Here is a 10,911-nt window from a genome sequence, read left to right on the forward strand (position 1 = left end):
CCTACACCAATTGCTTTGGTTTGACGTAGCGGAACAAAAGCGCCATCAGCGCGCCGACGAAGACCACCAGCACGACGCTGATTGCCGCGCCCAGTCCCCAGTCCGGACTCTGGAAAATGCGGAGATAGATGAGTTCGGCGATCATCACGCTGCGGCCGCCGCCGAGGATCGCCGGCGTGACGAAGAAGCCCAGAGAGAAGACGAAGGTGATCATCGCCGAGCCGATGATGCCCGAGCGCGTCATCGGCACGAACACCGTCCAGAAGGTGCGCATGCGGCTTGAGCCAAGCCCGCGTGCCGCGAGCAGCACGCGCTCGTCGAGGCTGCGCATGGCCGAAGCCAGCGGAAATACCGCAAAGGGGATGAGGAAATGCGACATGCCGACGATGACGCCGAACTCGTTGCGCACGAGCGTCAGCGGCTCGGAAATGAAGCCGATCGATTGCAGCCAGGTGTTGACGAGGCCGCGGTTGGACAACAGCGCCACCCAGCCGAAGGCGCGCGTCAGCACCGAGATCCAGAACGGCACCAGGATGCAGAATTCCGCAAGCACGCGCTGCACCGGGCTGCCGCGCACCCAGACGACCGTGATCGCATAGGCGGCGGTGACGGAAACGATGGTGACGATCGCCGCGATGCGCAACGTGCGGACGAATACCGACTGCACCAGCGGGTCGCTGACCAGCGCGCCATATTGGCCGAGTCCCGGCGTCGGCAAGGTGAAGCTCCACTTCACCACGCCGAGGAAAGGCCAGGCATAAGCAAGGACCAGGAACAGGAGCAGCGGCGCCATCAACAGCGCCGCGCCCGTCCTGTCGGAGAGGGTGCCCCTCATGTCAGTTCAGCATCTCCGCCCGCTCAAGCCGAGATGATCTTGGTGTATTCGTCGAGCGCCGCACCGTAGTTCTTGGCGTACCACTCCATGTCGAGCGGGATCTGCTTCTTCATGTTTTCCGGATCGACCGGGTTGATGCGCTTCTTGTCGGCCGGGATCAGCGCGTCGGCGGCCGGGTTGGCCGGACCCTGGCCGAGTTTGTGGAACATCACCAGTTCCTTCTGCGGATCCTGCGTGCTGGCGATGAACTTCATCGCAGCTTCCTTGCCGCCGGGATTGTTTTTCAGAACCGCGAGCGCGCCGGGCGAGATCAGGCCCTGGTCCCAGATGAACTTGATCTGGCCGCCCGAGTCCTGCTCGATCAGCGAGGCGCGCGTCGACCAGACGATCGCCATCGAAGCCTCGCCGTTGAGCAACACGCTCTGGCTTTCGGCGCCACCGCCCCAATAGGAGACGACGTTTTCCTTGAAGGCGGCGATCTTGTCATGCGCGCGCTTGAGGTCGAGCGGGTAGAGCGAGGCGGGCGCCACGCCGTCGGCGAGCAGGGCGGCTTCCCAGCTCGACACGCCCCATTTGTAGAGCGAGCGCTTGCCGGGGAATTTCTTCACGTCGAAAAAGTCGGCCATGCCGGTCGGCGCATTGGAGCCGAACTTCTGCGAGTCGTAGGCGATCACGTAGGAGAAGAAGTAGGTCGACGCGGCAAATTCCCAGCCGAAGCCCGGCCGCATCTTGCTCTTGTCGACGATCTTGTAGTCGATCGGCTCGAGCATGCCCTGGCCGCCCAGCGTAATGGCCGAGAACGGATCGACGTCGACCAGGTCCCAGGTCGGCGCGCCGCTCTTGAACTGCGCGGCGATCGCGCCCTCGGTCGGGCCCGAGCCGTCCATCTTCACCGGGATGCCGGTATCCTTGGTGAAGGCCTGGCCGTAGGCGGCGTCGTAAGCGGTGATGGCGTCGCCGCCCCAATTCACCAGCACCAGCCCCTTGGTCTCGGCTTGAGCATGGGTCGAGCGCAGCAGCATCGGCGTGCCGGCGAGCACGAGGCCTGCAAGCTGCGCGAATTGCCGGCGCGAGATCTCGCCGCGTTTTGCCCTCTCTGCGAGGGAGTCGATGGTCTGTTTCTTGGTCTCGTTCATGTCAGTTCCCCTTGTTTTAATTGATCTGATCCGGAAACCGACGCGGCGAATTCACGCCGCTTCGGCGCTCATTGTCCTCCGTCCGGCAGGAGGAAGCCCTTTTCCGCCGGCCAGGTCAGCCAGACGGAATTGCCCTTGCTCAACGCTGCCGCGGCCACCTCGTTCGGCACCGAGACGGTGACCTTCGCACCCTGGCGCGTGGTCAGGTCGAGCTTGGTCGCCGCACCCAGATAGGTCGAAGCGACAGCAGTGGCGGCGATGCCGTTTTCGCCGGCCGCTGCCTCCGGCGCGATCGACATGTGTTCCGGCCGGATTGCCAGGATAGCGTCGCCGCGGACCTTTTCTGCTTTGCAGCGCATGTTGACCGCCCGGTCCTCGCAGACACCGGTGGCGCCATTATCGGCGGGCTTGACGCCCTTCACGGGCAGCATGTTGATCTCGCCCAGGAACTCGGCGACGAAGCGGCTGGCCGGCCGGTCGTAGACCTCGTCCGGCCTGCCGACCTGCAAGAGCTTGCCGTGATTGAAGATGGCGACGCGCGAGGAAAGCGCCAGCGCCTCGCTCTGGTCGTGAGTGACGAAGACAAAGGTGGTGCCGGTCTCCTGGTGCAGCCGCTTCATCTCGGCCTGCATCTGGCCGCGCAGGCTCTTGTCCAGCGCCGAGAACGGCTCGTCGAGAAGCAGCACGCCCGGCTCGAACACCAGGGCGCGGGCGAGCGCCACGCGTTGCTGCTGGCCGCCGGAAAGCTGCGCCGGCAATTTCTTCTCGTGGCCTTTGAGACCGACGCGCTCGATCATCTCGCCGACACGGCTTTTGATCTCGGAGGCCGATTTCTTGCGCACCTTGAGCGGAAAGGCGATGTTCTGTTCCACGCTCATATGCGGGAACAAAGCATAGCCCTGGAATACCATGCCGGCGGCGCGCTGTTCGGCCGGCCGGTCGGTAATGTCGGTGCCGTCGCTGAAAAGCCTGCCCTCGCTCGGCTGCACGAAGCCGGCCAAGATCATCAGGAAGGTGGTCTTGCCGGAACCGGATGGCCCAAGCAGCGTCAGGAACTCGCCGCGGCCGATATCGAGCGTGAGATTGTCCAGCGCCCGGAACGAGCCGAAGCTCTTGCCTATCCCGTTCGCCTTGATCTCTGCGGCCCGGCCGGGTTGCTGCATCCTGCCTTCGTCCTCACGCTTGTTTCAAATCGTATGCACGGCGCGCGTTCACCGCAACCGAATAGTTTTCGCCTGATCGGCAAATTTGATTCACGGATGGGCAGGCGGCGGGAGCGTCTCCCAAACTTGGGCGTTCGGCGGGCTCGCCAACCTTCGCGATTGGCGAAAGCGTTCATGCCGTCGCCATTTCAGGGCGGAGCAAGGAGCGAAGCGACGCGCGCAGACCCTGGTTGCCATGCCGTGACCTATGGGAGCTGCAACGGTGCAGAATTCTGATCAAGCGTGCCTTTCGCGATCGCCACGCAATGGATCCTCGGGTCAATCCCGAGGATGACGACCGGACGTTTGGCGCTCCGACGGACATCTTAGGACGTGCCGGCGTCCCCCCGCCTTCAATACTTCGCCAGCCTGCTTTCCAAAAGCTTCGCCCGCAGCCAGTCGCTGAAGGCATTGAGTACCGGGTGGCCCGCCTTGGCATGCTCGAAGACCAGATAGTAGGAGCGCGGCGAGGGCACCGTCGCTTCGAACGGCTTGACCAGCCTGCCCTCGCTCAGCGCCCGGCGGCCGGTCAGCTCGTCTCCCATGGCGATGCCCTGGCCGGCGATTGCCGCCGAGAACACGAGGTTCATGTCGGAAAAGAAGATGCCGCCTTCGGTGTCGGGATTCTCCACCTTGGACAGCGCCAGCCAGCGCGCCCAGTCCTCGGTATCGCTGAGATGCAGCAGGTTGGCGCGCAGCACGTCGGCGGGCTTGGAAAAGCCGCCCACCTTGTTGAGCAACGTCGGGCTGCAGAGCGGGGTGAAGCAAACCTCGCAAAGCAGCTCCACCGCGCGGTTCGGCCAGTTGCCGACGCCGAAGGCGATGAAGGCGTCCGCCTCCGGATTGCTGACGTCGTCGAGCCGCCGCGGCGTCAGCACCGAGAGCGCGACGTCCGGATACATCTGCTGGAACTCGCCGATATGGGTGCACAGGAACATCGAGGCGAAGCCCGGCGGACAGGAGATGCCGAAGGAGCCGCCGACGCCGGCGCCGCTGTTCTGTGTCCCCGCGTCGCCGAGCACGGTCAGCGCCTTCCTGACATCGGCGGCATAGCGCTGGCCGCGCGGCGTCAGCGCCACGCCCTTGCCGATGCGCTGCAAGAGATCGAAGCCGAGGTCGCGTTCGAGCAGCCTCAGCTGATGCGAGACGGCGCTGCGGGTGAGGTGGAGTTCATCGGCCGCGCGCCAGACGCTGCCGTGACGAGCAAAACTGTCGAGGGCGCGAAGCGCCTGCGTGGAAGGTATGCGCAAGAGGCCTCAGGTGAACCGAATTTGCACGAGCCGGGAAAACATATCACTTTTTGAAGAGCCGCTTCACTGCTTTCTTTGCGGCATGGAGAAACCGGTGACGACATCAGCGCAGGAAACGGCACTGGCCTGCATCGACGGCATCCAGCCGCTCTTGTCGGCCTGGACGCGCACCATCTTCGACCTCGGCGAGACCGCCTGGCGCGAGTACCAGTCCGCAGCCTGGTATGTCGACCGGCTGAAGCGTGAGGGCTTTTCGGTGGAAGAGGGCTCGGGCGGCATGCCGACCGCCTTCTGCGCGCATTGGACGAATGGCGAAGGACCGACGATCGGCATGTATGCCGAATACGACGCCGTGCCCGGCAACTGCCAGGATGCCGCGACGGTCAAGCAACCGCGGGCGGGGCTCAGCGTCGAGGCGGGTGGCCATACCGATCCGCACTCGGGCCTCGGCATTGGCAGCCTCGGCGGGCTGCTCGCCGCCAAGGCCGCGATGCAGCAGCATGGCATTCAAGGCACGCTGCGCTTCACTGGCGAGCCGGCAGAGAAGGTGAGGGGCTCGAAGCCGATCCATGCCGCCAAGGGCTATTATGACGGCCTTGCGGGCATGATCTCCTTTCATCCCTTCTACATGCTGCCGCTCTGCAACACCGCGCGCTGGGACACGCATTGCGGTGCAGCCTATGCGATGATCTACCGCTTCATTTGCGACGAGCCTCAGAACTGGGGCCGCGCAAGCGACGGCGCCCCGATCCCGCAGGCGCATTCGGCGGTCAGGGCGCCAGGTGCCAACGACGCGCTGATGATGATGTACATGGCTTCCAAGACGCTGCGCGATTCCATGCTGACGCACCAGGGTGGCTGGTCGATTAGCGAGGCGATCCTGACCGCGGGCCAGGCGACCGCCGACAATCTGCCGGCCGGCCTTGCCGAGATCCAGTACATGATCCGCGTGCCGACCATCGCCATGGCCGAGCAGGTGACCGCCGTGCTCGACCGAAACGCGGAAGCGGCGGCGAAGATGAGCGGCTGCCGCTACGAACGCCACTGGGTGTCGAAGTCGCGCCCGGGACTGGCCAACCACGCCATGGCCGGCATCACCTATGAAGCGCTCTCGACCGTCGGTCCGCCCCAGTGGAACGAAGAGGCGAGGGCGATCGCCCGCGAGGTCCAGGTCAATGCTGGCGGCGAGGCGACCGAGAATCCGTTCATCGACGAGCTGGAGCGCCTTATCACGCCGCTGGAGGCCGAGGCGGTCCTGCGGCGCGACCTGCCGCCCTCGCAGGTGAACTCGACCTCGGACGACTATACCGACATGAGCTGGCACGCGCCGACATCGCGCTTCTACGTCGCCCGCCCGGCGCTGCGTTCGGCCAACGGCCACGCCTATCCCGCTTGGGTGATGAATGCGTTGGGCGGCATTCCGGCCACCATCGACCCGATGGTGACCTGCGCCTCCAAGACCGTCGCGCTCACCGCGCTTCGCCTGCTGGAAGACAAGGCAGCGCGCGATGCGGCCATGGACGAATTCGTCAAGCGAACCGGCGGCGGCGCCGGCGGCTCGAACTGGATCGCGCCGCTTTGTGACTACGAGCCGCCGATAAACTTCCGCTGGCCGGAATATGTCACCACCGGGCGCGGGCGCGACTGGTGGATACCGAGCAGCCAATGATCTCAAGCAGACCGACCCCGAGGAGAACACCATGACCGTCCATGACCGCATCGTCGCTGAGCCGTTCTCGCTGCAGCGCCGCAATCCCAATGGTGGCACCAAGCCGCTCGCTGCCTGGGGCTTCGCCAACGAGACCGACGTTCTGACCGACGTGCTGCTCGGCTCGCCCAATTTCCTTCGCCATCTTTCGACCAGTTCGCTGTCCAGAAAGCATCTGCGCGAGGCGCCCTGCAACATCCAGATCGCCCAGGCGCAGCACAAGGACCTCGTCGCCGCTTACGAGCATTTCGGCGTCACCATCCACTGGCACGAGCCGACGCCGGAACTGCCGATGCAGGTCTATTCGCGCGACTCCAGCGTCATGACGCCCTACGGCGCGTTCATAACCGCCATGGCCAACTGGTGGCGGCGCGGCGAGAACTACGCCGCCATCCGCACCTATGAGAAGCTCGGCATCCCGATCTACGACATGGTGACCGCCGGCACCTTCGAGGGCGGCGACTTCAACGTCATCGAGGAAGGCGTGGTGCTGATCGGCTGCGGCGGCGCCCGCACGCAGGAGGAGGGCGCGCGCCAGGTGCAGGCCTGGTTCGACAAGGAAGGCTGGGAGACGCGCATCGCCTTCATCGACGAATACTACGTCCACATAGACCTGATGGTGGTGCCGATCGCCGAAAAGCTCACGGCCGTCTGCCTTGCCTGCACCGAACCCGGCATCGTCGACTGGCTGAAGGGCAAGGGCCACGAGATCATTGACGTGCCCTTCCAGGACACGATGGCGCTCGGCTGCAACTTCATGTCGCTCGGCAAGGACAGGGTGATCGCCCCGACCTCGAGCAAGACGCTGATTGAAAAGCTGAAGGCACGCGGCTTCGAGGTGGCGGCCGTCGACATGAGCGAGATCTCCAAGACCGGCGGCGGCATTCACTGCATGGCGCAGGCGCTGAAGCGGGTGAAGGCATAGGAGCACGGCGCCGAAGCTGCCAATCTCCTGCCCTTGAGGGGGAGATCTCCAGCAGGACAGAAGGGGGCGCGAAAGAGCGTCGATCTGTCCCGTTTCGCTCCCGCTCTACGCTGCGCCGGTCCACTCAGCGTATCGCCGCAGGCCCATGCCGGCGAACAGCATAATCATCATGATGGTGAAGAAGAAGGCCATGCCGAGGTAGAAGAAATTCGCTATGGCGAAATCTCGACATACCGCACCTGCTTGAACGGCACGCCGCTCGGCTTTGTCGCCGCCAGTCCGAGCCAAAACAAGAAGGTGACGGCAACGAGCATGCCGATATAAGGATCCATCCAGTCCGGCACTCTGACGAAGCCGAAATTGAACGCAAACGCCCGGTTCGCTGACAATAGCAGAACAGGCGATATCGAACAGGCAAACAGCATGCGTTTCATGCGGCGTTCCCCCATATCCGCAGCGATAATCTCTCTTGATTGAAAGCCTGTTATTTCTGCCCGTCAAGATTGCAGGCAAGGCGCGTGCCGTTCTTGCCAATCGTTTGTTGAAAGGCCCGCACGGCCGGCTCGCTGCCCGCGATAACTTGCGGGATGCTTAACATGAGCGCACACTAAAATTCGGGCGGAGGGGGCTCATCAACAAGAACGGGAGGAATTCATGAATGCCATGAGCTTCACTGCCCTTGAGGGCGGCAAGACCACAGTCGATGCCGCCGCCCTGGAAACGCTTTCGACGCAAATACGCGGCACGGTGCTGCGGGAGGGTGACGCCGGCTACGACAGCGCGCGCAGCATCTGGAATGACATGATCGACCGGCGGCCCGGGCTGATCGCGTGCTGCGTCGGCGCCTCCGATGTCGTTGCCGCGGTGAATTTCGCCCGTGAGAACGGACTTCTCGTCTCCGTGCGCGGCGGCGGTCACAACATTGCCGGCAGTGCCATCTGCGAGGGCGGCCTCGTCATCGATCTCTCCATGATGAAGTCTGTGCGGGTCGATGTCGCGGCGCGGCGCGCCTGGGTCGGACCCGGCGCCACGCTTGTCGATGTCGACCGGGAAACACAGGCCTTCGGGCTGGCGCTGCCGACCGGCATCAACTCGACCACCGGGATCGCCGGCCTAACGCTGGGCGGCGGCTTCGGCTGGATCACCCGCAAATACGGGCTGACCATCGACAATCTCGTTTCCGCCGACGTGGTAACCGCGCACGGCAAGCTGCTGCGCGCCAGCGAGACCGAGAACGCGGACCTGTTCTGGGCGCTGCGCGGCGGCGGCGGCAATTTCGGCGTCGTCACGGGGTTCGAGTTCAAGCTTCACCAGTTCGGGCCGCAAGTGCTGTCGGGCCTTGTCGGCCATCCCTTCGCCGATGCCGGGAAGGTGCTTCGGGAATACCGCGCCGCGCTCGAAACCGCCCCCGACGAACTGACCTGCTGGGTGGTCATGCGGCAGGCGCCGCCGCTGCCCTTCCTGCCGGCCGAATGGCACGGCAAGGAAGTGCTGGTGCTGGCCATGTGCTATTGCGGCGATATCGAGGCTGGCGAAAAGGCGACGCGAAAGCTCCGCGCCATCGGCACGCCGATCGCCGACGTCGTCGGTCCCAACCCGTTCACGGGCTGGCAGCAGGCCTTCGATCCGCTGCTCGCGCCTGGCGCCCGCAATTATTGGAAGAGCCATGACTTCACCGAGCTTTCCGACAGCGCGATCGAGATCACCACGACCGCGATATCCAGGCTTCCGGGTCCCGAATGCGAGATATTCTTCGGCCATGTCGGCGGCGTCGCTGGCCGCGTCCCGGCGGATGCGACGGCGTTTCCGCAGCGGAGCTCGCATTTCGTCATGAACGTTCACGCCCGCTGGCGCGAACCGGCCATGGACAAGGCCTGCATCGAATGGGCTCGAGACATCTATGAAGCATCAAAGCCTCATGCTGCCGGAACGGCCTATGTGAACTTCATGCCGGAGGATGAGATCGACCGTGTCGAAGCGGCCTATGGCGGCAATTATCGCCGGTTGCTCGAGATCAAGCAGCGCTACGATCCGCAGAACCTGTTCCGCATGAACCAGAACCTGCGTCCGAAGGAAGGACTGCGGGCCGCCTGACGGGGCAGCATGCCTCAGCCGCGCCGTCCCGACGCGTCTCGTTGACGAAGCCTTGAAGCCTGGAGCGCGTCGAGCCGTTGCTGGAGATGGCCGTTGAACACGATCATCTCCTTCAGCGCCTTCACCGGGTCGCCCTTGTGCCGGGCGATGAACCGCTCGGCGATTGCCTGAAGCGCCGCTTCCTCGCGGCTGTCGAGCCTGACGATGTGATCCATCTCGGGTGCTCCGCAGGTTTCCACTAGCATGTGAACAAAAAGAGAACAAAATTGTCAACGACGAATTGACTCAGCGAGGAACGGGTTCCTATTTTGTCAGGAGATGGGGCGGTTGCTCAGGATCATGGAGAGCCGCGTTGGGCAGACGGAAAAGCCGCTATGACAAATTGTTCCGGTCGGACGCGGAGGCGATCATTCGCGATGCGTTGGAACTGCGCCAGACCGTGCTGGCGGCGCAGCTCAATCTCAAGACCAATGGCGAAATGTACTGGCGGCTCAACGGGTTGGTGGAGAGGCTGCATGAGCTTATGGGCGCGGTGGCGGGTAGGGACCTCGATTTCCGCGCCGCCTGGCTCGGCCTGCTGCCTCTGCCCGAGGATTATTCAGACCGGACATGAGAAATGGCCGGACCAATGGACAGCGTCGGCCGGGCGGCCAAGGCCAACATGCTGCTGATAGTCGAATGCCGCCACTGCTACCACGCCGGCCGCTTCAAGGCGAACGACGTGGCCAAGGTGGTCGGCTGGAACAAGCCGCTCGAAACCATCCGCTTCCGCTGCAAGCGCTGCGGCCGCAAGGACACTGAGGTCAAGACCCAGTTCATCGACCAGGATCACCCGCCCAAGGGTTATATCTGGGTGCTGCAGAAGGCGAGGGGATAGCAGCTGTCACTCAACACGCGAGCTATTTCTGAGACCTGGTTTTGCCGCGTTCGGGATCGACGGTGTCCCTGGCCGAAGCTACAGTGGCGGCCCTCGACACCATCGAGCCTGCCCGGAGCGCCCATGGACAGCCGCCTCGACCGCATGATCGCCCGCCTCACCACCCAGCGCCGGGCGCTGGAGCGGGCGGCGGAGGAGACCCGGGGCTTGCCCGGCCCGGTGCTGGAGATCGGCCTGGGCAAGGGCCGCACCTACAGCCATCTGCGCAAGCTGTTCCCGGACCGTCGGATCATCGCCTTCGACCGCGACCTGCACGCCCCGGCTGATGCGACGCCGGCCGGCGCCGACCTTGTGCTGGGCGAGTTCCGCGAAACGCTGTCCGCCTTGTCCGGCTGCGCGCCCGCAGCCTTGGTCCATGCCGATTTCGGCAGTGAGGACCGCGCCCGCGACACCGCCCAGGCCGGCTGGCTGGCGGCGTTGATCGATGCGTTGATGGCACCGGGTGGCCTGGTGGTCAGCGACCGGGCGATGCAGTCGCCGCGCTGGACCCCCTTGCCCTTCGACACGCCGGACTGGCCTTATTTCCTCTGGCGCGTGAACTAGCCGCCACCACAGCTCACTTCACATCCGCCATCCGTTTCCGCGGCTTCGTCGGCCGGGCGGCCAAGGCCAACATGCTGCTGATAGTCGAATGCCGCCACTGCTACCACGCCGGCCGCTTCAAGGCGAACGACGTGGCCAAGGTGGTCGGCTGGAACAAGCCGCTCGAAACCATCCGCTTCCGCTGCAAGCGCTGCGGCCGCAAGGACACTGAGGTCAAGACCCAGTTTATCGACCAGGACCATCCGCCCAAGGGTTATATCTGGGTGCTGCAGAAGGCGAGG

At 64.3% G+C, this 10,911-nt stretch carries 13 protein-coding genes; 7 read left to right on the top strand and 6 right to left on the bottom strand.

The features are described from left to right. Position 1: 1 nt before the first annotated feature. The 4 genes from CK215_RS29045 to CK215_RS29060 form a co-directional block, all read right to left on the bottom strand. Positions 2-835 (bottom strand): ABC transporter permease, encoded by an 834-nt coding sequence (locus tag CK215_RS29045; protein WP_066999251.1) that lies wholly within the window; start codon positions 833-835, stop codon positions 2-4. Between the two features lie 23 nt (positions 836-858). Next, on the bottom strand, positions 859-1,971 hold the full coding sequence (locus CK215_RS29050; protein WP_095832966.1) for an ABC transporter substrate-binding protein: 1,113 nt from the start codon (positions 1,969-1,971) through the stop codon (positions 859-861). 68 nt (positions 1,972-2,039) lie between these two features. Then, positions 2,040-3,134 (bottom strand): ABC transporter ATP-binding protein, encoded by a 1,095-nt coding sequence (locus CK215_RS29055; protein WP_095801538.1) that lies wholly within the window; start codon positions 3,132-3,134, stop codon positions 2,040-2,042. A gap of 392 nt (positions 3,135-3,526) precedes the next feature. Then, positions 3,527-4,423: a LysR substrate-binding domain-containing protein gene (locus tag CK215_RS29060; protein ID WP_095832967.1), complete on the bottom strand. Its 897-nt coding sequence runs from the start codon at positions 4,421-4,423 to the stop codon at positions 3,527-3,529. 82 nt (positions 4,424-4,505) lie between these two features. On the opposite strand from CK215_RS29060, the gene CK215_RS29065 reads away from it, so the two are divergent. Both CK215_RS29065 and CK215_RS29070 read left to right on the top strand, forming a co-directional pair. After that, positions 4,506-6,092 carry an amidohydrolase gene (locus CK215_RS29065; protein WP_170950429.1) on the top strand — a complete coding sequence of 529 codons (1,587 nt, stop codon included), beginning with the start codon at positions 4,506-4,508 and terminating at the stop codon, positions 6,090-6,092. 31 nt (positions 6,093-6,123) lie between these two features. Continuing rightward, entirely contained in the window at positions 6,124-7,056 is a 933-nt protein-coding gene (locus CK215_RS29070) for a dimethylarginine dimethylaminohydrolase family protein (RefSeq protein WP_095832968.1), read from the top strand. A gap of 105 nt (positions 7,057-7,161) precedes the next feature. Here the strand turns inward: CK215_RS29070 and CK215_RS31080 are convergent, their stop codons facing one another. Continuing rightward, positions 7,162-7,569 carry a hypothetical protein gene (locus CK215_RS31080; RefSeq protein ID WP_141245569.1) on the bottom strand — a complete coding sequence of 136 codons (408 nt, stop codon included), beginning with the start codon at positions 7,567-7,569 and terminating at the stop codon, positions 7,162-7,164. 141 nt (positions 7,570-7,710) lie between these two features. Between CK215_RS31080 and CK215_RS29080 the strand changes: the two genes are divergently transcribed. Continuing rightward, a complete protein-coding gene (locus CK215_RS29080; RefSeq protein ID WP_095832970.1) occupies positions 7,711-9,150 on the top strand; it encodes an FAD-binding oxidoreductase in 1,440 nt (479 codons plus the stop codon). A 14-nt stretch (positions 9,151-9,164) separates the two neighbouring features. On the opposite strand, the gene CK215_RS29085 is transcribed toward CK215_RS29080, so the two are convergent. Continuing rightward, on the bottom strand, positions 9,165-9,365 hold the full coding sequence (locus CK215_RS29085) for a hypothetical protein (protein ID WP_095779104.1): 201 nt from the start codon (positions 9,363-9,365) through the stop codon (positions 9,165-9,167). A 137-nt stretch (positions 9,366-9,502) separates the two neighbouring features. Here CK215_RS29085 and CK215_RS29090 point away from each other — a divergent pair, with 137 nt between their 5' ends. The 4 genes from CK215_RS29090 to CK215_RS29105 all read left to right on the top strand — a co-directional run. Continuing rightward, entirely contained in the window at positions 9,503-9,763 is a 261-nt protein-coding gene (locus CK215_RS29090) for a hypothetical protein (RefSeq protein ID WP_095832971.1), read from the top strand. 3 nt (positions 9,764-9,766) lie between these two features. After that, complete coding sequence (locus CK215_RS29095) at positions 9,767-10,027, top strand: hypothetical protein (protein WP_127334995.1); 261 nt, start codon at positions 9,767-9,769, stop codon at positions 10,025-10,027. A 123-nt stretch (positions 10,028-10,150) separates the two neighbouring features. Continuing rightward, entirely contained in the window at positions 10,151-10,630 is a 480-nt protein-coding gene (locus tag CK215_RS29100) for a class I SAM-dependent methyltransferase (RefSeq protein ID WP_095832972.1), read from the top strand. Between the two features lie 71 nt (positions 10,631-10,701). Further along, the coding region (locus tag CK215_RS29105; RefSeq protein ID WP_141245570.1) for a hypothetical protein at positions 10,702-10,911 on the top strand (210 nt) is incomplete at its 3' end.

The sequence above is a fragment of the Mesorhizobium sp. WSM3864 genome, from assembly GCF_002294955.1.
In the GTDB taxonomy this organism is placed as follows: Bacteria; Pseudomonadota; Alphaproteobacteria; order Rhizobiales; family Rhizobiaceae; genus Mesorhizobium.

Coding starts and splice junctions, on each gene's coding strand:
- CK215_RS29070 (WP_095832968.1), top strand. CDS start 6,124: ATGACCGTCCATGACCGCATCGTCGCTGAGCCGTTCTCGCTGCAGCGC.
- CK215_RS29085 (WP_095779104.1), bottom strand. CDS start 9,365: ATGGATCACATCGTCAGGCTCGACAGCCGCGAGGAAGCGGCGCTTCAG.
- CK215_RS29050 (WP_095832966.1), bottom strand. CDS start 1,971: ATGAACGAGACCAAGAAACAGACCATCGACTCCCTCGCAGAGAGGGCA.
- CK215_RS29065 (WP_170950429.1), top strand. CDS start 4,506: ATGGAGAAACCGGTGACGACATCAGCGCAGGAAACGGCACTGGCCTGC.
- CK215_RS29045 (WP_066999251.1), bottom strand. CDS start 835: ATGAGGGGCACCCTCTCCGACAGGACGGGCGCGGCGCTGTTGATGGCG.
- CK215_RS29095 (WP_127334995.1), top strand. CDS start 9,767: ATGGCCGGACCAATGGACAGCGTCGGCCGGGCGGCCAAGGCCAACATG.
- CK215_RS29080 (WP_095832970.1), top strand. CDS start 7,711: ATGAATGCCATGAGCTTCACTGCCCTTGAGGGCGGCAAGACCACAGTC.
- CK215_RS29100 (WP_095832972.1), top strand. CDS start 10,151: ATGGACAGCCGCCTCGACCGCATGATCGCCCGCCTCACCACCCAGCGC.
- CK215_RS29055 (WP_095801538.1), bottom strand. CDS start 3,134: ATGCAGCAACCCGGCCGGGCCGCAGAGATCAAGGCGAACGGGATAGGC.